18 protein-coding genes are annotated in these 26,043 nt (G+C 64.2%); 4 read left to right on the forward strand and 14 right to left on the reverse strand.

What is annotated here, in order from left to right; translation table 11 throughout:
* The first annotated feature begins 22 nt into the window (after nt 1–22).
* Nucleotides 23–724, forward strand: coding sequence for an SAM-dependent methyltransferase (locus EJV47_RS02105; RefSeq protein WP_126691482.1), 702 nt, complete (start codon nt 23–25; stop codon nt 722–724).
* A gap of 184 nt (nt 725–908) precedes the next feature.
* On the opposite strand, the gene feoB is transcribed toward EJV47_RS02105, so the two are convergent.
* Together feoB and EJV47_RS02115 are read right to left on the reverse strand one after the other, a co-directional pair.
* A complete protein-coding gene (gene feoB, locus EJV47_RS02110; RefSeq protein ID WP_126691483.1) occupies nt 909–3,080 on the reverse strand; it encodes a ferrous iron transport protein B in 2,172 nt (723 codons plus the stop codon).
* A gap of 9 nt (nt 3,081–3,089) precedes the next feature.
* Nucleotides 3,090–3,350: a FeoA family protein gene (locus EJV47_RS02115; RefSeq protein WP_126691484.1), complete on the reverse strand. Its 261-nt coding sequence runs from the start codon at nt 3,348–3,350 to the stop codon at nt 3,090–3,092.
* Between the two features lie 202 nt (nt 3,351–3,552).
* On the opposite strand from EJV47_RS02115, the gene EJV47_RS02120 reads away from it, so the two are divergent.
* Nucleotides 3,553–4,452, forward strand: coding sequence for a carboxypeptidase-like regulatory domain-containing protein (locus EJV47_RS02120; RefSeq protein WP_126691485.1), 900 nt, complete (start codon nt 3,553–3,555; stop codon nt 4,450–4,452).
* Nucleotides 4,453–4,621: 169 nt separating this feature from the next.
* Here the strand turns inward: EJV47_RS02120 and EJV47_RS02125 are convergent, their stop codons facing one another.
* The 7 genes from EJV47_RS02125 to EJV47_RS02155 all read right to left on the reverse strand — a co-directional run bounded on the left by EJV47_RS02125 (nt 4,622) and on the right by EJV47_RS02155 (nt 17,363).
* A complete protein-coding gene (locus EJV47_RS02125) occupies nt 4,622–5,263 on the reverse strand; it encodes an OmpA family protein (protein ID WP_126691486.1) in 642 nt (213 codons plus the stop codon).
* Nucleotides 5,264–5,337: 74 nt separating this feature from the next.
* Nucleotides 5,338–6,723: an alpha/beta hydrolase family protein gene (locus tag EJV47_RS02130; protein WP_126691487.1), complete on the reverse strand. Its 1,386-nt coding sequence runs from the start codon at nt 6,721–6,723 to the stop codon at nt 5,338–5,340.
* A 151-nt stretch (nt 6,724–6,874) separates the two neighbouring features.
* Nucleotides 6,875–9,694 carry a TonB-dependent receptor gene (locus tag EJV47_RS02135; RefSeq protein ID WP_126691488.1) on the reverse strand — a complete coding sequence of 940 codons (2,820 nt, stop codon included), beginning with the start codon at nt 9,692–9,694 and terminating at the stop codon, nt 6,875–6,877.
* Nucleotides 9,695–10,076: 382 nt separating this feature from the next.
* Nucleotides 10,077–12,584 carry a bifunctional UDP-N-acetylmuramoyl-tripeptide:D-alanyl-D-alanine ligase/alanine racemase gene (locus tag EJV47_RS02140; protein ID WP_126691489.1) on the reverse strand — a complete coding sequence of 836 codons (2,508 nt, stop codon included), beginning with the start codon at nt 12,582–12,584 and terminating at the stop codon, nt 10,077–10,079.
* A gap of 365 nt (nt 12,585–12,949) precedes the next feature.
* Nucleotides 12,950–15,598: a DUF5686 and carboxypeptidase regulatory-like domain-containing protein gene (locus EJV47_RS02145; protein ID WP_165903580.1), complete on the reverse strand. Its 2,649-nt coding sequence runs from the start codon at nt 15,596–15,598 to the stop codon at nt 12,950–12,952.
* A gap of 109 nt (nt 15,599–15,707) precedes the next feature.
* Nucleotides 15,708–16,625, reverse strand: coding sequence for a ferritin-like domain-containing protein (locus EJV47_RS02150; RefSeq protein ID WP_126691491.1), 918 nt, complete (start codon nt 16,623–16,625; stop codon nt 15,708–15,710).
* Between the two features lie 30 nt (nt 16,626–16,655).
* The gene (locus EJV47_RS02155) at nt 16,656–17,363 is read right to left on the reverse strand and encodes a ferritin-like domain-containing protein (RefSeq protein ID WP_126691492.1); all 708 of its coding nucleotides are present in this window, start codon (nt 17,361–17,363) and stop codon (nt 16,656–16,658) included.
* A gap of 641 nt (nt 17,364–18,004) precedes the next feature.
* Here EJV47_RS02155 and EJV47_RS02160 point away from each other — a divergent pair.
* The gene (locus tag EJV47_RS02160) at nt 18,005–18,511 is read left to right on the forward strand and encodes a regulatory protein RecX (protein ID WP_126691493.1); all 507 of its coding nucleotides are present in this window, start codon (nt 18,005–18,007) and stop codon (nt 18,509–18,511) included.
* A 40-nt stretch (nt 18,512–18,551) separates the two neighbouring features.
* Here EJV47_RS02160 and EJV47_RS02165 read toward each other — a convergent pair whose 3' ends face one another.
* From EJV47_RS02165 to EJV47_RS02185, 5 genes are all read right to left on the reverse strand, one after another.
* Nucleotides 18,552–18,959, reverse strand: a complete 408-nt coding sequence (locus EJV47_RS02165; RefSeq protein WP_126691494.1) for a hypothetical protein — start codon at nt 18,957–18,959, stop codon at nt 18,552–18,554.
* 126 nt (nt 18,960–19,085) lie between these two features.
* The gene (locus tag EJV47_RS02170) at nt 19,086–19,712 is read right to left on the reverse strand and encodes a DUF4230 domain-containing protein (protein ID WP_126691495.1); all 627 of its coding nucleotides are present in this window, start codon (nt 19,710–19,712) and stop codon (nt 19,086–19,088) included.
* A gap of 198 nt (nt 19,713–19,910) precedes the next feature.
* Entirely contained in the window at nt 19,911–20,831 is a 921-nt protein-coding gene (locus EJV47_RS02175) for a 1-aminocyclopropane-1-carboxylate deaminase/D-cysteine desulfhydrase (RefSeq protein ID WP_126691496.1), read from the reverse strand.
* 217 nt (nt 20,832–21,048) lie between these two features.
* A complete protein-coding gene (locus EJV47_RS02180; protein WP_126691497.1) occupies nt 21,049–21,462 on the reverse strand; it encodes a hypothetical protein in 414 nt (137 codons plus the stop codon).
* Between the two features lie 208 nt (nt 21,463–21,670).
* Complete coding sequence (locus tag EJV47_RS02185) at nt 21,671–22,294, reverse strand: helix-turn-helix domain-containing protein (protein WP_126691498.1); 624 nt, start codon at nt 22,292–22,294, stop codon at nt 21,671–21,673.
* 1,020 nt (nt 22,295–23,314) lie between these two features.
* Between EJV47_RS02185 and EJV47_RS02190 the strand changes: the two genes are divergently transcribed.
* Nucleotides 23,315–25,963, forward strand: coding sequence for a hypothetical protein (locus EJV47_RS02190; RefSeq protein WP_126691499.1), 2,649 nt, complete (start codon nt 23,315–23,317; stop codon nt 25,961–25,963).
* Nucleotides 25,964–26,043: the final 80 nt, after the last annotated feature.

Genomic DNA, 26,043 nt, shown 5'->3' on the forward strand with positions numbered 1-26,043 from the left:
CAGCCATTTAACAATCCAACCTTTGCCTACCCTCTACCTCATTCCCACGGTGCTGGCCGACGATACGGCCGCGCAGGTGCTGCCCCCGCAGGTGCCGGCCCAGGTGGCCGCGCTGCGGTATTTTCTCGTGGAAAACGCCCGCACGGCCCGGCGCTTCATCAAGCAGGTGGCGCCGGAGCAGGTGATTGAGGAGCTGCGCCTCACCGTCATCGACAAGGACTCGACCGAGGCCCAGGTGCGGGCGGCCGTGCAGCTGATGGTGCAGCAGAACCTGGATGCGGGCGTGTTGTCGGAGGCGGGCTGCCCTGGCATTGCCGACCCCGGCGCCCTGCTGGCCCGCGAGGCGCACCGCGCGGGCGTGCGGGTGGTGCCGCTGGTCGGGCCCTCTTCCCTGCTGCTGGCGCTGATGGGCTCGGGCCTGAACGGGCAGAGCTTTGCCTTCCACGGCTACCTGCCCATTGAGCGCGGCAAGCGGGTGGCGGCCATTAAGCAGCTGGAGCGACAGGCCCCGCAGCAGACCCAACTTTTCATCGAAACGCCCTACCGCAACGGGCAGCTGCTGCAGGATTTGCTGGCCACGCTGCAGCCCGGCACCCGCCTCTGCATTGCCGCCAGCCTCACCGCTCCCGAGGAATACCTCCGCACCGATACCGTAGCCGGCTGGAAAAAGCACGGCCTGCCCGACATCCACAAGCAGCCGGCGGTGTTCCTGATTGGGGCCTGATGCGGCTGGCGCCGGTTTAGCGAGTGAAGCGAGTGTAACCGGTGCCGAAAATAAAGCAGGCTTTCAGCCTGCCGCCGGCGCCCGGACTACTGTTCTGACCCGCCGGAGCAACGTTCCACGCAGGTTGAAAACCTGCTTTATGATGGGCAGCGGTTACGCCGCTGCGCGACTAAACCGGCACCAGCTACTTTAGAATCTGGTACGTCAGCAGGGCCAGTACGTAGGCCAGGCCGCTCATGTACACCAGCTGCAGCAAGGGCCAGGTCCAGCCTTTGGTTTCGCGGTAGGTGGTGGCCAGGGTGCTCACGCACTGCATGGCAAACACGTAGAACACCAGCAGCGAAGCGGCCCGGGCCGGGGTAAAGAAGGGCTGCCCGTTCTCGTCCTTTTCGGCGCGCAGCTTGTCCTGCACGGTGCTCATGTCGGCGTCCTGCCCCACGCTGTAGATGGTCGACATGGTGCCGACGAATACCTCCCGGGCGGCAAACGAGGTCAGCAGGGCAATGCTCACCTTCCAGTCGAAGCCCAGGGGCCGCACCACCGGCTCGATGCTGCGGCCGAACACGCCGGCGTAGGAGTTTTCGAGCTTGTGCGAGGCCACCAGGTTTTCGGTCTGCTCGGGCGTGAGCTGCTGCCGGGCGGCTTCGGTCTTGGCCTGCTGCTCGGCCTGGTCCAGGGCGTCGCCGGGGCCGTACGAGGCCAGCACCCACAGCAGCACCGAAATGGCTACAATGACCTTACCGGCCTGAAACACGAAGGCTTTCACCTTCTCCACGATGGTCAGGCCCACGTTTTTCCAGCGCGGCCAGCGGTACACCGGGAATTCCATGATGAAGAAGCTGCGCTCCTTGGCCCGCAGCACCGTCTTGAGCGTCCAGGCCGACAGCACCGCCGACACGAAGCCTAGCAGGTACAGGCCCATCAGCACCACGCCCTGCAGGTTGAAGATGCCCAGCACTTTCTCGTCGGGCACCACCAGGGCCACCAGCACCGTGTACACCGGGATGCGCGCCGAGCACGACATCAGCGGCACCACGAAAATGGTGATGATGCGGTCCTTCCAGCTCTCGATGGTGCGCGTACTCATAATGGCCGGCACGGCGCAGGCCATGCCCGAAATCAGCGGCACCACGCTCTTGCCGTTCAGCCCGAACTTGCGCATGATCTTATCCATCAGGAAGGTCACGCGCGCCATGTAGCCCGACTCTTCGAGCACGGCAATGAAGGCGAAGAGCAGGGCAATCTGCGGAATAAACATCAGCACCCCGCCCAGGCCGGCAATGATGCCGTCGGACAGCAAATCAATGAGCGGCCCTTCCCCCAGCAGCTTCACCTGCGCGCCCAGCCAGGCCACGCCCTGGTCGATGAGGTCCATGGGGTACTCGGCCCAGGCGAAAATGGCCTGAAACAGCATGAACAGCACCCACAGGAAAATCAGGTAGCCCCAGATTTTGTGGGTCAGCACGCGGTCCAGCCGGTTGCTGGCCGACTCATTCTCTTCGGCCCGCGTTACGCGCACCACGTCCAGCAGCAGCTCCGAAATGCGGGCGTACCGGTCGATGGTTTCCTGGGCCTGCAGGCCGATGGAGTCGAACTGATACTGCTCGCGCAGCTCGGCCAGGTAAGCCCGGTCGTCGGCGGAGAGGAAGCGCAGCCGGTCGCCCTGGTGGGCGTAGTGCAGCGCCAGGTAGTCGTTGTGCAGGTTGAAGTAGTAGCGGATCTGCCGGATCATCGGCAGCAGCTCGTCGGAGGGCTCGTAGAAAGTCTGCGCCGGCGGCCCCAGCTCCTGGGCCATGACGATTTTCAGCGCCGTCACGCCCACGCCCTTGCGGGCATTCATCGGGATGATGGGCACGCCCAGCTGCCGCTGCAGCTCCTCCACGTCGATGTGAATACCGTGCTGTTCGGCCGTATCCATCATATTGAGGGCCAGCACCATGGGCAGCTGCAAGTCGGCCAGCTGGGTGAACAGCAGCAGGTTGCGCTTCAGGTTCGAGGCGTCGGCCGTCACGACCACAAAGTCGGGGTAGCCGTCGGCGCCCTTGTCGTAGAGCAGGTCGGTAATGACCTTCTCGTCGAGGCTTTTGGGGTAGAGCGAGTAGGTGCCGGGCAGGTCGATGATTTCGGCCCGGTGCTGCGGAGTGAGCTGGGCCGCGCCGGTTTTGCGGTCCACCGTCACCCCCGGGAAGTTGCCGACCTTCTGATTCAGCCCCGTCAGCTGGTTGAACAGCGAGGATTTGCCCGAGTTGGGGTTGCCAATCAGGGCAATGCGCGTGTGCCGCGCCGCCCCGGTTCCCACCGACACTGCTACTGGCCCCGTCTGGGGCACGCTATCTACCACTTCCGCCCGCGCCATTCGCTCTGCTTAGTCTTTCAGCATAATCGTCGCCGCCTCGCTCACGCGCAGCGAGAGGGTATACTCCCCGTCGACATTCAGCGTGATGGGGCAGCCCAGCGGCGCCCGGCCGCTCAGCTTCACCCGCGTGCCGGGGATGCAGCCCATTTCCAGCAGCTTCAGCGCCATTTCGGGGTCCTTGAGGCAGCAGATGGTACCCGTTTCGCCGAGGCGCAGGTCCTTGACGCTGCGCTGCGTCTTGGTGGCGGGGGTAGAAACGAGGGTGGGCACGGGCGGGCGGGTTTATTTAGACATGCTATAAACAAAGGTAGCACCTACAAAGGTTTCGGCCAAAAGGCGGACGTTGCCGGGAGCGGCAGATGGATTAAGGTTAGCACTTAGGGCCGCCCAAATTGTATTCTTATAAATATTCTTAGCGGACTTGCAATTCACGGCCTGATTGCTTGTATTTTTGGGGTATAATCCAACGCTTATGCTCAGACGCTTACTTTTCTTCGTTGCGCTAGGTTGGTTGCTTCCGCAGTTGGCAAGTGCGCAGGATAACCGCATCACGGGTCGCGTAGTCGATTCGAAAACCAAAGAGCCCATTCCTTTCGCCTCCATCGGCCTGAAGGAGGAAGCAACCGGCGCGTTGACCAACGAGTACGGCTTCTTCCAAATGGCCAAGCCGGAAAAGACGGCGCAGGACTCGCTCATTGTGCAGGCCCTGGGCTACCTGCGCAAAGCCGTGCACGTGAACCGCGCCGATAAGCTGGAAGACCTCATCATCGAGGTGGAGAAGCGCAACATCGTGCTGAGAAACGTCGAGGTAGCCGCCAACAAGGTGAAACCCAGCGACATGGGCTCCAACAAGAACACGCCCGGCGAGGGCATGATTCAGGGCATGCCCGGTAGCCAGTACGCCTTCTTCGTGAAAAACGAGAAGGGCAAGAAGCTGGGTATGATTCGCACCGTGTCGTTCTACATCGGGGAGCACGGCTTCCCCAAGGAGCCGTTCCGCGTGCGTATCTACAAGAACGACGGTGACTACAACGCGCCCAACACCGACCTGCTCACCGAAAACGTGGTAGTATCGGCGCCGGGCGGCGGCGCCTGGTTTACGGTCGACATGGCGCCCTACAACATTCCAGCCCCCGACGAAGGATTCTTCGTGGCCATGGAGTGGATTGTGGCCGGTGAGAAGTTCTACACCACCAACTTCATGGACAACTACACGCCCTACGGCCAGATCATGCGCCCGACCTTCGAGTTCAAGGAAAGCCGCACCTGGACCTACACCATGGGCAAGGGCTGGAGCCTGATTACGATGACCAACGGCTCGGGCCTGCGCTACAACGCCATGATCAAAGCCGAGGTCGACGTGTACAAATAGGCTAAACGGTTAAATGGTCAAATGGCTGGTCATTCTGACCGAGCCATTGCCCCAACAAAAAAGCCGGCTCTGGACAGAGCCGGCTTTTTTGTTGGCAGTCGTAGCGGTTGTCGGGGCCGGCAAAATTCATTTGCCCGCTCAACAATCAACCATTTAGCCCTTCAGCCATTTAGCTGTTTTTGACCACGATTTCGACGCGGCGGTTCTGCTGACGGCCAGCAGCCGTAGCGTTGGAAGCAGCGGGAGCTTCTTCGCCCATGGGCTCCAAGCTCACCCGGCTCCCGTCGATTTTACCGTTTTGCACCAGCCAGTTCTTCACGGCCTCGGCCCGCTGGGCGCTAAGCTCTTTGTTGTAGTTTTTGTCGCCGCGCGAGTCGGCAAAGCCCATCACGCGAACCTGCTTATCGGCGAAACGCTTGCCGATAGAACCGGTAATCTGCTCCAGCGTCGTCTTAGCAGTGGGCTTCAACTCGCTCTTATCGGTATCGAAGAATACTGCTTCATCCACCGAATACACGCTGTACCGCTCGTCGCCGCGCACGGTCACGTCCTTGGTGGTAATCTCCTCGAAGCGTGCGTCGGGCAGGTCGACGTCGATGTCCCAGCGGTCAGCCGCGTTGCCGACGGCCGCACCGGTAGCGGCAGCGGCGTCTGCGGCGGCGTCTGCGGCCGATTTGCCGTCCCGGTACACGACGGCGGTATCCTGAGTGGCTTCCTGGGGCTCGTCCTTGGTCTGGGGCTTGTTCAGTCCGTCGCAGGCGCCCAGCGCAATAGTCAGGGCGGCCAGGGGTAATAAAAGGTGCTTTTGCATGGTTGGGAAAAGAGAAGAAGGAGGGAATGCTGCATCATACGCAGCATTCCCTCCCTCCGTTGAGCTTGCCCGCTTTATTGCTTCTTGGACTGGGCGATAATCCAGGCGCGAATCATTTCCTGGGCCTGGGGCGAAAACGTTTCGCGGGGCTGGCCGGCCACAATGGGCCACTCGGCGGGGTCTGCCTGGAACAGGTGGTTGACGCCGGGCAGCTTCTTGGTTTCCACGTTTTTGTTGCCGCGCAGGCCTTTGGCCAGGGGGGTCATGTTGGCATCGGCGGCGGCGTAGGTGTCGGCGGTGCCGTGGAGCAACAGCACGGGGCAGCTCACGCCGGCCAGCTTCTCGGCGGGGTTGAAGCTGAGAAACTGGCGGTAGCGGGCCGAGGTCAGCTCGGCGGCGCTGGCCTGGGCCGTAGCCTGGTCGATGGCCTCGTTGTTCTGGCGCAGCATGTTGGCCACGATGGCCTGAGCCTGGGTGTTGTCGGTGGTCTGCTGGATGATGTCGAGCATGGCCTGCTGGCGCTTGGAGGCGGCTTCAATCTGGGCGGGCTCGGTGCCCAGGGAGCGGAGTGTGTTGGCCTGCTGCTGCACTACGATGTCGCGGCCGGGCAGGCCGTGGGCGGCCAGCGTCACTACGAAGGCCGGCGGCAGGGGCTGGGTAGCCGTCAGCAGGGCCACGTTGCCGCCTTCGCCGTGCCCAATCACGCCGAGGTGCGCCAGGTCCACTTCCGGGCGGGTGCGCAGGAAGTTCAGGGCGGCCTGCACGTCGGTTACCAGCTCGGTGGTGGTAGCACTGGCGGCCGTACCGGTCGACTGGCCCACGCCCCGGTCATCGACGCGGAGCACGGCAATGCCGCGGCGGGTCAGGAAATCGGCCAGGGCACCCATGGGTCGGTAGTCACCCACGGTAGCGTCGCGGTCCTGGGCGCCGGCATCCGATACCAGCACCACGGCCGGGAAGGGACCTTTGCCGGGCGGCACGCTCAGCATACCGGCCATGCGCAGGTTCACCGGAATGTTGCTGAAGGCCACTTCCTCCTCGCGGTAGGGCGGCGTCAGGCGCACTTTGGTGCCGGTGGTAGTGGGCGGCACGGTGTACTGCAGCGTCATGGGCGCTTTCAGGCCGGGTTGCTGCCAGGTGCCCTCCACCTGCTTGCCGTCGGCCGAAATGCGGCCCACGAACTGGCTCGCGGCTTCTTCCGCCGAAAACATGATGGTGTCGCCGTGCAGGGTCACGTCCACGCTCATGCGGCTGACCTTCTGCATGGGCACGTCGAGGGTGGCGAAGTACTTGCCGCCGGTGAGGGTAACGACGCGGAAAATAACTTCCCACTGGCCCCCGGGCACCTTGAGCGGCCCTTTCCAGAGGCCGTCCAGTGCCGGGGCAGCCTGGCTGCTCAGGGCGGAGAGCAGCGCCAGCAGGCAAAGCGTGATTTTAGGGAGTAAATGTAGTTTTCTCATTGCTAGGTGTAGGCAGAAAACCAAAGGTCGGGCAGAACTCGAATAGCCCTAGGCCATCCGGCCTACGAATATAAGTCAAACTTTTTAATGGAAAAAACTCATTATGCCAGATTACCTCAATGGTAGCTTACCCTGTTTGAAGGGACCGAAATCATAGCCCGACGTTATAGGCGGCCTTCAGGTAGAAGAAGCGGCCGTTGAAGGGCATCTGCTGCGACTGGTAGGGCAGGATATCGAAGTCGTAGGGCAGGTTGGAGGGGCGGCCGTACTTGTTTTCGAAGTACTGGTTGAATTCGGCGAAGGAGCGGAAGCCCACCGGCGGCCGGCCGTTCTTGAAGGCAGCCGTGGTGATGTCGTCGGGGTACACGTTCAGCAGGTTGTTCACGCCGGCGGTGAGCATCAGTGCCTTGGTGGGGCGGAACGTGAGCAGCAGGTCGGTGGAGGTTTTGGGGCGGAACGACATGTACACGCTGCCTTCCTCCAGCGGGTCGAAGTTGAAGTCGTAGGTGTGCACGCTGCCGAAGTACACGTTGCGCAGCAGCACGTTGAACTTGCCGATTTCGTAGCCCGTGTTCAGGATGATCTTGCTGGCCGGGTTGCCGGTTTCAATCAGCGAGAGTTGGCGCTGGTCGATATAGTCGTTGCCGGGCAGCGCGTCGGTTTGCAGGGGCTGGAAGGTGGTGGGCACCTGCACCGAGCGGATTTTGGTGTGGTTGAAGTTGGCGGCTAGGCTCACGCTCAGCGTGCCGCGGCCTAGCCCGTTGCGGTAGGTAGCCACCAGGTCGAGGCCGCGGGTGCGGGTATTCACGGCGTTGGTAAAGAACTGCGCGTTGTCGGCGTTGGCCCGCACCAGGGCCTGGTTGAAAGACTGGCGGACGCCGGTGCTGTCGTAACCGAAGATGCCGGAGAGGATGATCCGGTCGTCGATGTCAATCTGGTAGGCGTCGGCCGTGAACGTGAGCTTGGGCGTGGGCGTCAGCACGAGGCCGGCGCTGAGGTTGCGCGACTTTTCGGCCCGCAGGCGGCCGATGCCGGCGGCCCGGGCCACGTCGCTCTGGTTGTTGAAGATGCCCGAATACACGTTGCCGTTCGAGGTCGGCAGCAGGGTGAGCTGGCGGTAAAGCACCTGCTGCAAAGCCGGGGCCCGGAAGCCGGTGTTGTAGGCCCCGCGCAGGGCCAGCATCTTGGCCACCTGCCAGCGCGTCGACACTTTGTAGATGAAGGCCGAGCCGAAGTCGGAGTAGTTTTCGTAGCGCAGGGCGGTGCCCACGGTCCACTGCTTGGTTACGTCGGCTTCCACGTCGAGGAAGGCGCCCACGTTGCGGCGGGTGCCCACGACGGCCGAGGTCGGGTCGAAGCCGATAAAGCCCTGGGAACCAGCCGAAGCGCCCACCTTGCCGCGGCCGTAGTCCTTCCACGACGCCTCTTCGCCGGCCACGATTTCGTACCGGTCGTGGCGCAGCTCGGCGCCGAAAGCCACGTTGGTACCGGCCAAGGCCTTCGGAAACAGGCGGCTGAGCGTAGCGTTGGTCACGTTCTGGGTGAACTGGAAGCCGCCGGCCTCGAACTCCCGCGGCGACGCAGCCCCCAGGGAGCTGTTGAGCGAGTTGCTCAGGTCATAGCGCATCTGGTTGTAGCCCAGTACGTGGCTTACATCGAGGCTCCACTGCCCCAGCCCGAAGGTGAAGCCCGCGGCGGCCGTCGCGTCGTGAATGCGCGAGTTGATGTGGGGTTGGTAGCCGTAGGGGTAGATGCTCTCGACGATGTCAACGTCGGCGGAGGCGGGCAGCACCCAGGGCGCCACGGCCTGCCCGCGGCGGTAGTTGTAGCCGCCAAAGGAGTAGAACTTGTGCTTGTCGGTGGCTTTGGCCAGCGGCACGCTCAGGTTGTAGATGCCGCGCAGGTTGTGAATCTTCGCGTCGCCGTTGATTTGGCGGAAGTCCTCGTAGGTTTTTCCGCTGGCCGCCAGCTGGGCTTTTTCCTCGGCCGGGTCGTAGGAGAAGACCGGCCAGGAAGTAATGTTGCGGCTGGCGCTGCCGCGGGTGGTGCTGCCGCGGTAGTCGCCCTCGGCCGTCACGTTCAGAAAGCCTTTCTGCCCGAGCTTCACGCCGCGGTTCAGGCTCAGCAGCGAGGTAAATCCGTCGCCCTGACTGGTGATGCCGGTGCTGAGCAAGGCGTTGCCGCCCTTGTTGTCGGTGCGCAGGTTCAGGTTGATTACCCCCGCAATGGCGTCGGAGCCGTACTGGGCAGCGGCCCCGTCGCGCAGGATTTCTACCCGGTCCAGGGCATTGGCCCCGAAGGCGTTCAGGTCGTAGTTGACGGAGCCTACGCCGCGGCTGCCGAGCAGGTTGATGAGCCCGGTAGTGTGGTAGCGCTTGCCGTTGATGAGCACCAGGGCCTGGTCGGGCGCGAGGCCGCGCAGGCTGATGGGGTCGATGTGGTCGGCGCCGTCGGCCGAGGTCTGGCGCGTGGCGTTGAACGAAGGCACGACGTAGTGCAGAATCTGCGTCAGGTCGTGCTGGGGCACGGTGGGCGTCAGCTCCCGCATGTCCAGTACGTCTACCGGCACAGCCGACTCCAACAAGCTACGGTCGGCGCGACGGGTACCCACGGCCAGCAGCTCCGAGGCCAGGGTGAAGTCCAGCTGAGTGGGCTTTTCAGCCGTTAGAAACACGTTTGTTAGCACCTGAGTGCGGAACCCTGGCTGCACAATCTGCAGGGTAAATGGCCCGCCCGGTAGCATGTCGGGGATGTTGAAGTTGCCGAAGGCGTCGGTGGTCCCGGTGCGCCGGATGCCGGTGGGCATGTGGATGGCCACCACGCTGGCGCCGACCACCATGTCTTCCTTGTCCGACTTAATGGTGCCGCTCAGCGCCGCGTTGCGGCTTTGGGCCTGGGCGTCGGTGGGGGCCAGCAAGGACAAACACAGGCTCAGGCCGGTTATCCCAAAATGAGTAAAGAGTTGTTTCATAGACGCCGGGGAAGCGCAAAAGCGAGTAAGTAAGCTAATCGCTAAAGCATGGTCCTACATAATTCAGCAAATCAAAATTATGACAAAAAACATATTTGTTAACTATTCATTGAACAAAAACCGGTATAAATCGGACGAACAGAGGATAGGTCTAGGTGAATAGCCGGATTTTCTCTCCGAATGACCTAGCCGCCTGCCTAGTCTCATTTTGGGAAAAATCCTGTCCGTCAGCGGCGAAGTTGCTTTACAGATACCCAACAAGCATAGCCGGGCCGAGCTTCCAGCCCCGTCCGTCTCCCCCGGCTCAGCAGGTCGCACTTCCCGCTTCCGGGTGGCCGCCGCTCGGGTTTGGGAAGGCAGCAAGCTCACGAAAGCCAACCGCCTACTCGGCCACGAATACCCGCTTCACCCGCTCACTCACGTTGGTCAGCAGCTCGTACGGGATGGTGCCGATGCGGGTCGCCAACTCCCGAAGCGGCAGCTCCGCCCCGAAAATGATAGCCGGGTCGCCCTCCTGCACGTCGTCGATGCCCGTCACGTCGACCATGCACATGTCCATGCACACGTTGCCGATGACGGGGGCCCGCCGGCCGCGAATAACCACCTCTCCCCCACCCCGCGAAAAGCGCCGGTCGTAGCCGTCGGCGTAGCCAATGGCCAGGGTGGCAATGCGCCGGTCGTGGTCGGCGGCCTCGCCGCGGCGGCCGTAGCCCACGGTTTCGCCGGCGGGCAGGTGCTTCAGCTGCGAGACGGTAGTGCGCAGGGTACTGACGGGCCGCAGGGCTTCGGGGGCTATGCCGGCCGCCTCCACCCCGTACAGGCCGATGCCCAGGCGCACCATGTCGAGGTGGGCCTCGGGGAAGCGCATGATGCCGGGGGAGTTCAGCGCGTGCTTGATGACGGGGTAGCCCAGAGCCTCCTCCAGGCGGGCGGCCATGCGGCGGAAGGCGGCCAGCTGCCGCTGCGAGAAATCGTTGTGCTGCTCCTCGTCGGCACCGGCCAGGTGGGTGAGGCAGCTGGCTACGCGCAGCTGGCCGGCGTGCTGCCCAAGCAATGGCAGCAGCTCGTCGAGGTCGTTTTCGGCGAAGCCCAGGCGGCGCATACCGGTGTCGAGCTTGAGGTGGATACTGGGCAGCGGGCCGTCGTGGGCGGCCTGCAGGTACTCGCGTAGCCGGGCGAAGGAGTAGATTTCGGGCTCCAGGTGGTACTGCCGCAGCAGGGCAAAAGAATCCGGCGAGGGGTTCATCACCATGATGGGCAGGGAAATGCCGTGCTCCCGCAGCTGCACGCCCTCGTCGGTGTAGGCCACCGCGAGGTAATCGACGCGGTGAAACTCCAGCAGGCTGGCTACTTCGGCCGAGCCGCTGCCGTAGGCAAAGGCCTTCACCATCACCATCAGCCGGGTGCCGGGCTGCAGGCGGGCGCGGTAGTAGTTGAGGTTGTGCACCAGCGCGTCGAGGTCCACTTCCAGCACGGTGCCGTGAATCTGGCGCTGGAAGGCCGCTACCACCCGCTCGAAGCCGAAGCGGCGGGCGCCCTTCACCAGGATGGTTTCGTGGCGGAAATGCTCGGGCGAAAACCAGCGCAGCAGCGCCTCGGTATCGGCGAAAAACTGCGCTTCGGGCACGGCGGCCTGCAGCACCTCGGCGTGCCGGCCAATTTCGGGGCCGACGGCCAGCAGCCGCTGCACCGCGTGGCGTCGGGTCAGCTCGGCCACCTGCTGGTACAGCTCCTCGGCGGGCAGGCCCGATTCGAGTACGTCGGAGAGGATGAGCGTAGGCCGGCCGCGGCGCGACTGGCGGCGCAGGGCGTCGAGGGCCAGGTCGAGGCCGGTCAGGTCGTTGTTATAAGTGTCGTCGAGGACGTAGCAGTCGTGGATGGCCTGCTTCATTTCCAGGCGCATGGCCACCGGCTGCAGGCGCGCGAGGCGGCGCTGAATTTCGGCGGCGGGCAGCCCGCGCCAGAGCAGCACCGCGAGGCAGTGCAGGGCATTTTCCACCGAAGGCTCGTCGGCGCAGGGCAGGGTGAACAGGTGCTCCTGGCCCCGGTAGGCCGCGTGCACCAGCGTCTGGGCGGGGTCGGCGCCGGCTTCCTGGCGCAGCTGCACGGCGGCTTCGGCGGCGCCCTGGCGCGTCCAGGTCAGGCGCTGCACGGTGGGCGGCAAAGCCTGGGCGGCCTGGTGCACCTCGGCGTGGTCGTGGCAGTAGAACAGCGCGTCGACGTGCTGGAACAGCTGCATCTTCTCGGCCGCCTTCTGCGCCCGGGACTCAAAGCCGGCGTCGTGGGCGGGGCCGAGGTTGGTAAACAGGCCGAGCGTGGGCTGGATGATGGCCGCCAGCCGCGCCATTTCGCCCGGTTCGGAAATGCCCGCCTCGAAGATGCCCAGCGTGTGCGCCGGCCGCAGCTCCCACACGCTCAGCGGCACGCCCACCTGCGAGTTGTAGGAGCGCGGCGAGCGGCAGATCAGCTCGTCGGGGCTCAGCAGCTGGGCCAGCCACTCCTTCACGATGGTCTTGCCGTTGGAGCCCGTCACGGCCAGCACCGGCAGGCCCGGAAACTGCGCCCGGTGCCAGGCGGCCAACGTCTGCAGGGCCGCCAGGCTGTCGGCCACCCGCACGATACCCGCCTCCGGGTAATCGGCCGGCTGGCCGGGTACCAGGGCCGCGCCCTCGACCACGAACAGGCGCACGCCGCGCTGGTACAGCTCGGGCAGGTACTGGTGGCCGTCGTGGTGGGGGCCGCGCAGGGCCACGAACAGCGTACCGGCAGCCTGGGCCATGCGGCGGCTGTCGAGCAGCAGGTGCAGCACGGGCGCGGCGGCCTCGGCAGGGGCCTGGAGCAGGGTGCCGCCGAGCAGGGCGGGCAGGTCGGCGAAGGAAAGCGGAGCCATGCGGCAAAGGTAGACCGCAGACAAGAACGGATTCTTTAACCGATGAAACGGCCGGGTGGCAGACGGCCACACCGGCAGTCATTGCGAGGCGCAGCCGAAGCAAGCCTTCCTCTAGTAGCACCGCCGCTACAATACCTACTGCCCGAAGAAAAGTTTAGCGTCGCCGATTCAAGCCCTGCTGACCGACACTAATAACTGCCGTTTCCAGTGGGGCAGTTTTCGGGTGGTAGGTATCGTTTCTTGAGTCCGCCGACCAGGGCTTTTACGGTTGCCAGGCATTGTCTCGGCGGCACATTGGCCAGGACCGATTGCTTCGCTTTGCTCGCAATGACAGCGGGTGCTGCCGTCTGTTAACCGAACCCTTGCTAGAACCCGAAACCTACCCGGAAGCCGTGGTTCAGCTTCTGGCCCTGCTGGAAGGCGGTGTAGTAATCCACGCGCAGCAGCTTGAAGATGTGCTCAATGCCCACGCCCAGCTCCACGTACTGGCCCGCGGTGGGCGTGTAGAGGTAGTTGATCGAGCCGACTTCCTGCCACTTCATCCGGCGCATGAGCGGGATTTTGTTCAGGAAGAAGCCGTTGAAGTGGTGGTCGAAGTGGCCTTCCACGAAATGCTCGCAGGTGGCGTAGCGGTAGTAGTCGAGCAGCTGGAAGCGGGTGAAGTCAGCGGCGGCGAAGAAGCGGTTGCCCGAAAACTGCCGGTAGTCCATGAACTGCAGCTCGGGCTTGCCCAGGAAGCCGCCCGCACTGAGGCGGTAGGAGCTGGTGCCCAGCAGCCCGAACTGCACCGTCTGGCGGATGCCGGCTTCGAGGAAGGTGTAGCGCACGTCGGAGCCGGGGGTGCCCCAGCCCTGCCGCCAGGTCAGCCGAAACGTGGGGTAGCGGGAGCCGAGGTTGATTTTGCCGTCGGGGCGGGTGATGTAGCGCTGCCCGGGCCGCCAGCTCAGCCACACTTCCGAGCCCAGGGCCCGGCTGCGCCCGAAGCCGGTGCCGCCGGGCAGCTCATCGGCCACCGGGTCGTTGGGCGTAAAGGCCCGGCCCGGAATGTCGCGGATCAGGTTGATGGTCGAGTTTTCCAGCTCCCGCCGGTCGAAGTAGCTCACCGCCCCGCGCACCTGCAGGCCGTTAATCAGCTCGGTGAGGTAGCCAATTTCGGCCCCGCGGCGCTGGTAGTACTTGGCGTAGTTGTTATTGCGGAACAGCGTGGCCGAGGTGTTGATAATCGGCGTGAGCTGGGAGTTCGGGTCGAAGTTTTCGATGGTGCGGCCTACCTGTACCTGCCAGCGGGCCAGCTTCTGCGCGTCGTGCTGCCAGTTGATTTCCACCGAAGGGCTGAAGAGCTTGGCCGCCGCGCCGTAGCGCAGCGTCGGCGTCAGCCAGAAACGCCGCTCGTCGTCGGTGTAGCGCGAGTACGTCACCTCCGGGCTGATGATGGTGCCCTCCACCGTGCTGTACTGCAGAATGGTCGTCAGCGGCTTGACGTGGTATGACTCCTTTTTGTGGCTGTTGTTATAGGTGTAGCCGAAGGTGATGAACTTGTTCAGATCAAACTTATTCCGGATGCGGTCCAGGGAATCCTGGTAGGGTTTGGAATTGCGGATGGCCTCGGTGCTGTCCTTGAGGTGGTAGTCCTTGACTTCCTCCTCGGTCAGCGGCACCGGCCGGATGCTGGCCCAGTAGGCGCTGTCCCGCTCGTTGGCGCCCTTTTCCACCCGCATTACCTCGCCGGCGGCCAGCTTTTCCACTTCCAGTAAGTCGCCGCGGCGGCCGGCCGAGTCGGCGGCGGCCAGGGCCGTTTTGCGGCTCTGGCGCTTTACGCGGCGGGTGGCGGCGCGCACCTCGGGGCGCTGCTGCTTGGCCTCGGCCACGGTTTCGGCGTGGGCGGGCTCGTTGGTGGGCGCGGGCGCCGGGGCCGCGGGGGCCGGGCGGCTGGGGTAGGTGGGCGTGACGCGGTACTGCGAAAACACGGCCGTCATAAAGGCGTTGCCCTTGAAGCCGAAGGCCGAAATGTTGGCCGTCAGCGTCTGGCTCTGCAGCACCCACACGTGCGGGGCGCCGGGCGCGGGCACGTACTGCTGGTCGATGCGCACGTTGTCGACGTAGTCGAGCTGGGCGTCCTCGTTCAGGCTAAGCGACACCGAGTGCAACCGCCAGGTCCCGTCGGCGACGAAGATGTGGCCGCTGAACACCGGGTCGGTGCGGCGGCGCGGAATAACGCGGATTTTATGAATCAGCTGCCCGCCCTGTTCGGTGGTGCCCTCCAGCACGTACTGGTAGAACAGAAAGGCATTGGGCGCAATGGGCGACACGAAGCCGCGCTCCGAAAACACCTTCAGCACCGGGTTGTAAAAGCTCAGGCCGCGGCCGGCGCCGGCGCGGTTCAGGCTGAAAGCCTTGGCGTCGCCGCTGACGCGCGAGGATATCATGCGCTCCTTCACCACGTTGGGCTGCTGAAACGACACCTCCGACACCGACTCCGACAGGTAGACAATGCCCGGCTTCAAATCGGGCCCCACCTTGAACATGCCCAGCACCTTGCTCGGCACGTCCTTGAGCCGGGCCAGGGCTTTGATGTAGGCCCGGGCCGTGAAGCGGGCCACCTCGCGCTTGTGGTAGCTGCGCCAGTCCATGGCGTGCTGCACAATGGCAAAGGCCGGGTCGCGGTCCTTGGCCCGCACCACCACCTCGCGCAGCTGGTAGTTTTCGGGCTGCAGCGTCACGTTCAGCACGGTGGCCGTGTCGCCGCCCTGCACTCGTACGGCCTGCAGCAGGGGCTTGTAGCCCACAAACTGAAACACCAGCTCGTGCGGCCCGGCGTCCAGCCGGAGCTGGTAGTTGCCCTGCTCGTTGGAGGCCGTGTTGGTGGTCGTGCCCTTCACCGCCACGTTGGCGAAGCCCAGCGGCTGCCCCTTGGTATCGGTGATGCGCCCGCGCACGATGCCGGCGGCAGCGGCGAAGGAAACCAGGCAGAGCAGCCAGACCAGGAAATAGCGGAGCGGGTAACGAAGAGGCATAGTCATCGGAAATATAGATGAATAAGGCCGGGCAAATGGTTGCCCGGCCTTATTCGCCGATTCCAATAATTCCCCGCTTCGTTACCAGGCGGGGCTAAACGCGGTGCCGCTAGCCGAAGATATTGCTGGTGCGCACCACGAAGTTGCGGGCAATGCTCATTACCGTGGCCGGATCGAGGGGCTCGTCGAAAGCCTCCGTGGCCGCGTTGGCCGAGATGCTGCTGGTGGTCTGAATGTTCACCCCGGCCTGGGTGATGTTGTTTTCGGCCGGGTAAGTGGTGGCGGGGTTGCCGGGGCCGTAGGGGCGCAGGCCCACGCCCAGCGGCGTCACCTGCCCGGCCACGGCCGCGTAGCCCTCGTCGCCCACAATCCAGCTCTTGGGCAGGCTGGTGCTCAGGTTGCCGCCGCGGCGCAGGGCGCGCACGCGCGAGGAGTGCCGGGCCTCCACCGAGTGAATGTTCAGGGCCGTCTGCAGAATGTCCTTGTTGGGCATCAGCACCGGCGCCCCGCCCTTGTAGGCCCGCACCCCGGTATCCACGAACGACTGCGACACGGTAATGAAGGTGGCGAAGTTGGTCAGCACGTCGGGGAAGAGCGGGGCCCGCTCCCCGCCGCGCGAGCCGGTGTAGTCGAAGGTAGTAAGGCCGGGGTCGGCAATGGCCTGGGCGCCGAGGGCCCCGCGCAGGGTGGTGATGTGGCCGTTCTCGTCGTTGAGAATGATTTCGATGGCCCGGCGCGCTTCCGCATTCGGGAAAGCCACCGTGGTGAGGGCCGTCTGGTAGAAGTACTTTTCGAGGTACTCCAGCTTCAGAGCCAGGTTGAGCACGTCGGCAATGGCCGCGGGCAGGGTGCCCGTCTGCCCGTAAGCCTTGCTGAACAGGCCGGCAAAGACGCCCGGCAGCGTGGCCGCCGTGAGCTTGCGCCCGATGCCGGTGAGGTGGCGGAATACCTGGCGGCGCGAGTCGAAGCGGGCGTACACCTCGGGGTCGACTTTCTCGATGTCGGTGATAATCTGGTACAGGTCCATGGCGAATCTGGTTGCGAGTGGATAAGGAAGTTAGCGCAGGCTGTTGGCGCTGATTTTGGAGCCGTTCTGCAGGAATTTGTTGGCTTCCACCACCACTTCCGTCGGGGGCTTGGAGCGCTCCAGCCCGGTGCTGAGGTCCACCACGTCGCTGTCCACAAACTTGTTGGCGCCCAGAATCAGCTCCCGAATCAGGGCCGCATGGCGCGCCTCCACCGACACGATTTTGCCGGCCAGCGTGAGGTTGTTTGCGTCGCTGATAAAGCGGCCGGCGCCGTTGTAGGCGTGCACGCCCAAGTCCTCGAACGTGCGGGCCGCGCCCAGCACGCTGGCCCGGTCGGCGAAGTTGATGGTCGAGAAGTCGGGCTGCAGGTCCTTGATGCGGCCGTTGCCGAGGGCCTGTCGGAACAGGTCGCGGTGGGCCACCTCATGGTCGCGGATGTCCTGCAGGATGGCCTTTTCGGCGGCCGTAGCCGTGCCGGTAAAGAACGCGCCGGCCACCACCTGGGTGTAGAAAGCGGCTTCCAGCTGCTCCAAGGCGTAGGCGTAGTTCAGCACGCCCGGGTCGCCCGAGCCCACGTCAACGGTGTCGTTGTTATTCTCGCTGTCGTCGTCGCACCCGCTGATAAGCAGGCCGGTAAGAGCCAGGCCAGCGCCGGCGTAGCGCACAAAGTCGCGCCGGGGCAGGGCCAGCGTCGTCGTGGCCAGGCCAGCGGCGCCGGGGGTTGATGGTTTAGTCATAAAGTGAGCGGGTGTTTTGGTGATTGGGTGAGGTACTGTGCTGGGATGTACGCCCCGCGTTCATGCTCAGCCTGTAAAATCAGTAGTTACCCACGTCGATTCAGCAGTTATACTTATTTCAATAAATGCTTATAAATAAGCTTATTGACGAGCTTACAATTAGTATTTTTCCGCTAGCTCTCCTAAACCCTGGCCGGGCAAGTTGCCCACCTCGCCCCGGCGAGTAATTGGTTCCGCACTGCCTTGGCCAAGCGCTGCGCCGGCTGGCCAACCGGCTATAAAGCATAGCCCAGAGGATAACAACTGTAGCCCTGTTTACCAAGCAATATCATCTTGGCAGCGCCGCCGAGCCTTGCCTTGCCATTCTCGCAGCAAAGCCCCCGTAGCGTTCCAAATTCGCGGAGTCGGGATATTAATTCCTTAATATTGTGTGAAATGTGCGGGAAGCGTATTACCTTGCCGCAGCTGAACCCAAGAGCCTCTAGCAGATTCTCTGGTTTTGATTTTTGGATTCAACTTGTTTATGTGAGCGAACAGCCGCCGCCTTCTGGGCGGCGGCTGTTTTTTCGGCCAGTGCTACCGAATGCCACCGGGCGCCGACCGCCTGCGTAAGTGCTTACTCCAGCTTCCCTCCTACTCGTATGCCCACGGACGATAACGGCGCGCGCAAACGCAAGACCTATACGCCCGGCGAAGCCCTGCAGAAGATTGCCGCCTACTGCGCCTACCAGGAGCGCAGCTCCAAGGAAGTAGAAGACAAGCTGCGCAGCTACGGCCTCGACGAAGACGAAGCCGGCGAAATCATGATTCGGCTGGTGCGCGAGAAGCTGCTCGACGACGAGCGGTACGCCCGCTCCTTTGCCCGCGGCAAGCACCGGCTCAAAAAATGGGGCCGCCGCCGCATCCGCCTGGAGCTGAAGCAGCGCGGCCTCTCGGACTACTGCATCAAGGCCGGCCTGGGCGAAATCGACGGCGACGAGTACTACCAGAACCTCAAGGAACTGCTGGAAAAGAAAAACGCCCTGGAAAAGGAGCCGCACCCCTACAAGCGCCGGCAGAAGCTGACGGCCTACGCCACCCAAAAGGGCTACGAGGGTGAGTTTATCCAGGACGCCCTGCGCGAAGTACTCGGCCAGGACGACGAATAGCGGTTTCGTTGTTCAAGGCGAAAAACCAACAACGAGTCACTCAATCGACAATCCGCACCTGGTAAGGCGGGCGCTGGTCGGAAAAGGCGCAAGCGCCGTCCATGACGACCATATGCGGATTGCGCAGGTACTCCACCGGGTCGTTGATGAGGTCGATTTGCTGATGGCAGTGGCCACACTTGGGGCCGGCGCCCGGCGTGAAGCGCCCCCCGCAGGGGCAGTAGGGCAGCGTGGCGGCTATCTGGGCCAGCAGCTCGGGCGTGGCGGCTTCCCACACCAGCTCCTTGTCTGCGTCGCGGTGAATGACGTTGGAGCAGCCGGAGCAGAAGAAGTGCGGGAAACACTCGCTCATGCCGCTGCTGCGCCAGGCTTCGTTCAGGCCCTGGCAATGGTTGCAGCGCAGGTGGCCCACCCACTGCAGCTGGCGCGAATACTCAACGATTTTCATAACAAGCGTCAATGAAGCGGTAACATATAGCTGCCAAGTCCAGGGCTGCCCGGTTGGGTAATACCGGGCCGGCGGCGTTGGGGCCGCAGCTGACAAGAGCTGGGCGGGCCGCGCTTACCGGCCGACTCAGCCCTTGGGGCCGCGCACGGGCGGGGCCGTCTGGGGCACCAGCACCACGCGGCGGCCGGTGAGGGTTTCGAGCATGGGGCGCAGAATCTGCTCGGCGTTGCGGGTGGTCTGGGCCAGGATGCCCGACTGCAGGGCAGCGCGCTTCACGTTGGCTTCGGCGTACTTGTAGCCCTGGTCGACCAGCTCGGCGTCCTGGAAGAAGCCGTTCTCGACGCCGTACACCCGGCTACGGTCGTGGTCGACGCGCCAGGTGCAGAGCTGGGGCGGCGGCAGGGCCACGCGCACCACCGAGTCGCCCTCGAACACCACGTCGGTGGGGCGCACCTGACGCAGGTCCAGGCAGCCCACCGCCTCGCCCGCCACGATAAGGGCCACTTTGGCGTCGGGCAGGAAGCGGTAGGTGCTGCGCTTATATTCCACGATGTCCTTGAACTGGTAGCGCACCAGCTCCAGCCGGCCCAGGCCCTCAATCTTTTCCAGCACGGTGTTGTGCGTCACCGTCACCTTGGGCTCGGCGCGCAGGGGGTCTAGCTCACGCAGGGAGCTGCGTACCTGCCGCCACAGAAACCAGCCCAGGGCCAGCAGAAACACCAGCGGCAACAGGCGCCGCAGCAAACGGTTCATCAATTAAAAATTAAGAATTAAAAATTAGGAATTGGTGGTCATGCGCGGAGAGGCAAGAGGCAAGAGGTAAGAGGCAAGAGGCAAGAGGCAAGAGGCAAGAGGCAAGAGGCAAGAGGCAAGAGGCAAGAGGCAAGAGGGCTACGCTAGCCTACCGGCGCGGTTGCCCCCCATTCTTAATTTTTAATTTTTAATTCTTAATTAACCACCCGGCCTGCGGGCCCCGAAGCGTTGCTCGAAGCCGGCCCAGCCCTGCAGCCCGCCGGTATGAATGGCCACCACGGTGCTGCCCGCCGCGAAGTAGCCCTGGTCGATGAGCTGCAAGGTGCCGGCCAGCAGCTTGCCGGTGTACACCGGGTCGAGCACCACGCGGTGACGCTGGTAGAATGCGTCGATGAAGGCCAGCAGCTCGGCGGAGTAGCGGGCGTAGCCGCCGAAGTGGGCCCCGAGGTGCAGGTGGTAGTTGGCGTAGCGGCGGCCGGCGGCTTGGGTCAGCGCATCGATTTCGTCGCGTAGAAAGGCCCCGTCCTTAAGCACGGGCACGCCCACGGCCTGCCGGCGGCCCTCGAGGCCCAGCAACAGGCCGGCCAGGGTACCGCCGGTGCCGCAGGCCACGGTGAAGGCATCGAAGGGCTCGGCGGCGGCGTCCAGCTCTGTTACCAGCTCGGCTACGCCGCGCAGGGCCAGGGCGTTGGTGCCGCCCTCGGGCAGCACGTAGGCCGGACCGAGCTGCCGCGCCAGCGCCTGCACCCAGGCTTCATCGGTGCGGCGGCGGTAGTCTTCGCGGCTCACGAAGTGCAGCGCCATGCCGTCGAGGCGGCACTGCTGCAGGGTGGGGCTGAGTACGGAGGCCGCTTCGCCGCGCACCACGCCGATGGTGCGCAGGCCCTGCAGGCGGCCGGCGGCGGCCACGGCGGCCAGGTGGTTGGAGTAGGCCCCGCCGAAAGTGAGAAGCGTATCATGCCCTTGGGCACGGGCGGCCAGCAGGTTATGCTGCAGCTTGCGCCACTTGTTGCCGGGCAGCTCGGGGTGCCGCACGTCGTCGCGCAGCAGGCGCAGGCGCACGCCGCGGCGCTCGGCCAAGGGCTCGGGTAGGTCTTGCAGGATGGGTGGGCCGGGCATGGGCGCGAAGGTAAGGCGACGGGCTCGGGGCGGGCTCGGGGCAAGGTTAGGTCCACAAGCCAAAGACCAGGGTTAGCTCTCCTCCTCCTCAGCTGAAGAGGAGAGCTAACCTTTAGTCTTACCCTTTAGCTTCTAGCTGGGGCTACAACGCACCACGCCCCGGCTGCGCGGGGCAACCGGGGCGTGGTGGAAAAAGCTACGCTGTGGGTGCCGCGGCCTACAGCTGGGCGCGGCGGGCCAGCACGGCGGCGCGGCTGGCTTCGAGGCTGGCGCGGCGCTCGGCGGTTTCGTCCACGTCGGCCTCGCGCAGCACCAGGTACACGGGGCCGCGGTCGGCCTGCCGGTAGCCGAGCTTGCGCTGCTCGTACTGGGCGTCGGTCAGCTCCTCCTCGGTTTTGCGGTACTCATCGGTGCCGGGCGTGAGGTTGCCCAGCGAGGCATTCAGCTCGGTGATTTTGCTGCTCAGCCGGGCGAGGCGGTTGCTGATGTTGACCGCGTCGCCGCTGGCCCCGTCGCGCTGGTAGTCCGCGTCGAAGGCGCGCTTGCCGATGATGCGCAGCTTCTCGTCGATGGCGGCCACGACCGCGTCGCACTGCGCCGGGGTGGTGAGCAGGTTTAGGGAAAGGGACATAGAGGGTAAGGAAATAAGGAATGAGGGGGTTGGGAACGTACCGGCAGCCGGCACACCTCGAACCGTCGAGGTTTGCAATTGTATCAGCGCGAGGACCACATTTCCGATAGATTCCCAAAATAATCCTTGCTAAACCTCCTGATTCGCAGAAATCGGCTTCGGCGGCAGCAAATGCCCATTTTGGGACAGCCCGCCGCCGGCCCCGCCCCTACTCACCGGCCGGGTTGGGAGGGGCCGGGGCCTCGCCCAGCAGTTGTTCCAGCCCGCGGATTTCGGCCTCCAGCAGCTGCGCTTTCAGGGCCCGCCAAGCCAGGGCCGTGGGCGTGGGCTGCCGGTGCGCCAGCCGCCGGGTGCCCAGCTCCAGCAGCGCCAGCCACTCCTGCTCCCGCTCGGGCGGGCGGCCCGCATCGGCAGGCGGGGCCGCGGCGGGGGGCTGGGCCAGGGCCTCGGCCAGGCGGGCAAGGGTGAGGTGGCGGCGCTCCAGCTGCGCGGCTCGGGCGGCGGGGGCCGCCTCGTCGTAGCGCAGGTGGTAGAGGCGCCGGCGGCAGCCGCGCAGGCGCTTGCGCAGGGCGGCGGCTTCCGCCGGGCTGGGGCCGGCGGGCGGGGCGGGTGGCGCCGCGGCCCCGGCCGGGGCCGCGGCGGCGGGCAGCAGGGCGGCCAGGCGGTACAGGCGCTCCTGGGCCCGGGCCGAGTAGCCCCGGCGGCCATTCTCCACGTGACTGACCTGGGCCGCCGTCACGCCCAGCAGCAGGCCCAGCTCCTCGCGGGTGAGGCCCAGGCGGGTACGCAGCTGGGCGGAAAAGGCCAGGGAGGGGCGGGCAATGCGCGTCATGGCAGGGATGAAGCAGGCAGCAGGAGTATCAAATAATTTAAAAATAAATCATTTGATACTTTGGTCGGGCAGCGCAAGGAGTATCGAATGATTTAAAAATAAAACATTCGATACTCTCTGGACCACGGGGTGCCGGGCCGCGGACCTGGAGCAGCCGGCCGGCCCTGACACCATTCCGGCCCGGGAAGGGCATTGTTTAGCGAGCTATTATTCACGTCCTTACCCTTTAGTATTCACCTTTAACCATTCCGCAGTATGAAGTACGCTTACCGTATGTCTCGATGGCTGTTGGGTTGGGTTGGGTTGATGGGCAGTATTCTACAAGCGCAGGCGCAGTGCCCTGCGTCGCCGGGGCCGGTGCCGGCTTCCGGCAACCTCGTAGCGAATGGGAGTTTCGAGCTGTACAGCCAGTGTCCGTCTCAAATAGCTCAGGCAGGAAACATAGAGGCTTGCTACTGGAATGTGCCTCCGCCTACTAATGGTACAGCCGATTATTTTAACGACTGCGCCGCTGCCAATACGAATGTTAGCGTGCCGTTTAACTATCCCAATTGTGGCCTTAACGGATACGGAACAGACGCGCTTAACAATGGCCCCGGAGCGGGCCACGCTTATGCGGGAATCATCGCCTACACAAATACAGCCTCTACCTACCGGGAATACATCAGCGGTACCTTGCTGGCTCCTATTGTCAGCGGACGAAGCTACTACGCGGAGTTCTACGCCCGAATAGCCCAGCAATCAGCTTACGCGGTGCCGCAACTAGCGCTAGGTACCGCCACCATTACGACTACCTTGTCTACTATTGGTATCTATCCGCTTACCCAAGTGGGCATTACCACACCGGCGCCGATAACGGCGCCCAGCGGCAGCAACACCGCTTGGAGACTCGTGAACGGTGGCTTCACGGCTACTGCCAATGCGACCAACGTTGTGATTGGCAATTTTCAGCCCAACCCTGCGTCGCCATTGCAAGGGCCAGGCGCTGGTCAACCGCAATGCCAGGGGACGGGGCCAGCAATGGCTACGCAAGCCTACTACTACATCGACAACGTTGCGCTCCACGCCATCGACGCTGGCCCGGACCTGAACCTGACGTGTGGCCCCCAACCCAACCCGCCCACCCTCGGCGGGCCGCCGCTGCCGGCCACGGCCAATGCCACGTACCAGTGGAGCCCGCGGTACGGCCTGAGCAACCCAACGTCCCCGAACCCGCAGGTGCTACAGGTGGGCGGCACCATCAACTACACCTTAACCGTGACCATCAACGGGCAATCTTTCACCGACGTGGTAACGGTCAATGGCAGCGGCGTGTGCCCCTGCAACCATCCCTACACCCACCAGGGCGGGCCGGCCAACAGCTACCAGGCCGCCCAGCACAACGCGGGTAATCAGCCCTACGAAATCGGGGTGGCCGGCCAGGTTACGACTATCGACATCAGCCAGTCGCCCTACAACGGGCAAGTGATTTTCGACGGCACCTACCACGTGCTCGGGCCGGTGAAGTTTGAGAACGGGGAAGCCGTGCTCCGCCAGGGCACCACCTTTTACTTCGACGCCGACCAGCCGCCTTCGGCCCTGCTGCAGCCCTCCTGCCACTCCGCTATCGGCATCAACGAGTACGCCTCGCGCCTGTACGCGGGCAAGGAATCGACCCTGCGGCTGGAGGGCGCCACGCTTACCTCCACCTGCGAGCAGCTGTGGGGCGGGGTGACGTTGATCAGCGGCGGCAAGCTGCACCTCATGCCCGTCTCGGCCCAGCAGAGCAAGCGCAACGAGATTAGCCACGCCTACGTGGGCGTGCTGGTGGAAGGGTACTGCAGCGACGCCGCCCAGCCGGAGTACTACGTGCACGACACCGACATCTTCAACTGCCGTTTCGGCCTGTTCGACGTGGTGCGCACGCAGGTGGTGCCGGGCGAGGGGGTGCAGGGCTGCCTCTTCTCCTCCAACCCCGCCACCATGCTGGCGCCCTTCCGCCCGAACGCGAACGGGGGCTACTACACCGAAACCGGCATCATGCTCGACGGACCCGGCACCAGCGGCCTGCAGCTGCAGTACAATACGTTCGACAACCTGGTGAAGGGGGCGCAGGTAAGCGGCAACGGCACCACGCTGCGCAACAACACCTTTACCCGCTGCTACTTCTTCGGCGTTGGCGTGGGCGCCTACCTCAACGGCCTGACCTACTCGCGGCAGGTGACGGTGCGCAATAACACCATCACCGTGCCCAATGATTATTTCAACGCCAACCAGATTAATGATAGCGACGTGGTGGCGGGCATCGTGCTCAACGAGTACTCCCCCACACCCATTACCGTCTTCCGCAACACCATCAGCGGGGCCGGCAGCAGCCCCACCGCCACGGGCAAGCAGCAGGCCGGCGTCATCAGCTACAACGTGGACCAGGTGACCATCCAGGGCAACGCCGTCGGCAACCTGGACCACGGCCTGGAGCTGCAGAACGTGGGCGGCTACGCCTGCATGGCCTGCCCCAGCAGCCCCATCATCGGTACCGTGGTGGCCGACAATACCCTGACCGGCAACAGCTACGGCGTTTATCTCAAGGGCAACCCGCAGTACGCCTACGTCATTCCGCAAATAGCCTGCAATACCTTGAACAATAGCAGCCTGAGCGGTATCAACTACGGTATTTTCCTGGCTTCTCAGACTTACCTGCCGGATTTGGGCTCCAATGGCTACCGCAACGCCAACCTTTTCGTTAACGCTCTTGGCACAAGCCCGGTGTGGAATGAGGGAGGTGGCTCGACCACGTACTGGGGCTATAATGGGGAGAATACTTCTAACTCCGGTGCTGGCCCTGGTAGCTTGTTGTCCTTGAATTTAATTGCGCCCCCAAACCAAGTGTGTAACAACCGGGACTACACGGCCGGTCTGAATCGCAACGGAGTGACGGCCCAAATGGTGGTGGACTGGCAGCAGCAGATTCTGCGCCGGCAGGGCCCGGCGCGGGAGCGGTGGCAGCTGGAGCAGGAGGTGCTGCGCTACTACCACAACGGCGGCCGGCAGGCCGCGCTGGAAACCTTCGTGCGCACGCTGCCGCTGTTCAACGACTCGGCCTTTTACCGGCTCAGCTTCTACCTGCTCGACCACTACCAGCGCACGGGCCAAGCGGCGGCCCGGCAAAGCCTGCGCACTTACGTGCTTCTTTACGGCAGCGCCGACGCGGAGGTAGTCCAGACGCTGGCCTACGCCGAGGCCATGCAGCGCCTGGCCCAAGCCCGGCGCGGGCTGTCCGCCGCCGACAGCCTGCTGCTCACGCAGGTGGCCCAATCGGGCGGCAGCCTGGCCGACGCGGCCTGCATGACCCTGCGCCTGTTCCACCCCGGCCTGCGCTGCGGCGGGGGCACCTTGCCGCCCAGCCTGCGGGCGGGTAGCGTCGCCACCCCGGCCCGGCCGCGCATTAGTGGCCTGTACCCCAACCCGGCTGCCGACCAGGTGCGCGTGCGCTGCACCGGCCTGGCGGGCTTGTGCCAGGTGGTGGTGCGCGACCTGCGCACGGGGAAAGTGGTCGGGCAGGTCGGGGTGCAGAGCGCGGGCGGCGAGGCCCAACTGGATACAAGTCGCATCCCGGCGGGCCTGTACGCCTGCCAGCTGGTGCAAGACGGCCGGGTGGTGGGCGTGGAGCGTTTGCAGATTGCCCGTTAACCCCAACTCAATGCTTTGCTTCTTCTCTCGTTGGGCATGGGCACTACTGAGCGCTGCTGGTCTGCTGGCCGGCGGCGCTC

Origin of the sequence: Hymenobacter gummosus, assembly GCF_003970915.1 — a bacterium.
Classification (GTDB): Bacteria; Bacteroidota; Bacteroidia; order Cytophagales; family Hymenobacteraceae; genus Solirubrum; species Solirubrum gummosum.

Bases quoted from the DNA above. Each gene is read 5' to 3' on its own strand.
- feoB (WP_126691483.1), bottom strand. From the start codon at position 3,080: ATGGCGCGGGCGGAAGTGGTAGATAGCGTGCCCCAGACGGGGCCAGTA.
- EJV47_RS02120 (WP_126691485.1), top strand. From the start codon at position 3,553: ATGCTCAGACGCTTACTTTTCTTCGTTGCGCTAGGTTGGTTGCTTCCG.
- EJV47_RS02125 (WP_126691486.1), bottom strand. From the start codon at position 5,263: ATGCAAAAGCACCTTTTATTACCCCTGGCCGCCCTGACTATTGCGCTG.
- EJV47_RS02130 (WP_126691487.1), bottom strand. From the start codon at position 6,723: ATGAGAAAACTACATTTACTCCCTAAAATCACGCTTTGCCTGCTGGCG.
- EJV47_RS02135 (WP_126691488.1), bottom strand. From the start codon at position 9,694: ATGAAACAACTCTTTACTCATTTTGGGATAACCGGCCTGAGCCTGTGT.
- EJV47_RS02140 (WP_126691489.1), bottom strand. From the start codon at position 12,584: ATGGCTCCGCTTTCCTTCGCCGACCTGCCCGCCCTGCTCGGCGGCACC.
- EJV47_RS02145 (WP_165903580.1), bottom strand. From the start codon at position 15,598: ATGCCTCTTCGTTACCCGCTCCGCTATTTCCTGGTCTGGCTGCTCTGC.
- EJV47_RS02150 (WP_126691491.1), bottom strand. From the start codon at position 16,625: ATGGACCTGTACCAGATTATCACCGACATCGAGAAAGTCGACCCCGAG.
- EJV47_RS02155 (WP_126691492.1), bottom strand. From the start codon at position 17,363: ATGACTAAACCATCAACCCCCGGCGCCGCTGGCCTGGCCACGACGACG.
- EJV47_RS02160 (WP_126691493.1), top strand. From the start codon at position 18,005: ATGCCCACGGACGATAACGGCGCGCGCAAACGCAAGACCTATACGCCC.
- EJV47_RS02165 (WP_126691494.1), bottom strand. From the start codon at position 18,959: ATGAAAATCGTTGAGTATTCGCGCCAGCTGCAGTGGGTGGGCCACCTG.
- EJV47_RS02170 (WP_126691495.1), bottom strand. From the start codon at position 19,712: ATGAACCGTTTGCTGCGGCGCCTGTTGCCGCTGGTGTTTCTGCTGGCC.
- EJV47_RS02175 (WP_126691496.1), bottom strand. From the start codon at position 20,831: ATGCCCGGCCCACCCATCCTGCAAGACCTACCCGAGCCCTTGGCCGAG.
- EJV47_RS02180 (WP_126691497.1), bottom strand. From the start codon at position 21,462: ATGTCCCTTTCCCTAAACCTGCTCACCACCCCGGCGCAGTGCGACGCG.
- EJV47_RS02185 (WP_126691498.1), bottom strand. From the start codon at position 22,294: ATGACGCGCATTGCCCGCCCCTCCCTGGCCTTTTCCGCCCAGCTGCGT.
- EJV47_RS02190 (WP_126691499.1), top strand. From the start codon at position 23,315: ATGGCTACGCAAGCCTACTACTACATCGACAACGTTGCGCTCCACGCC.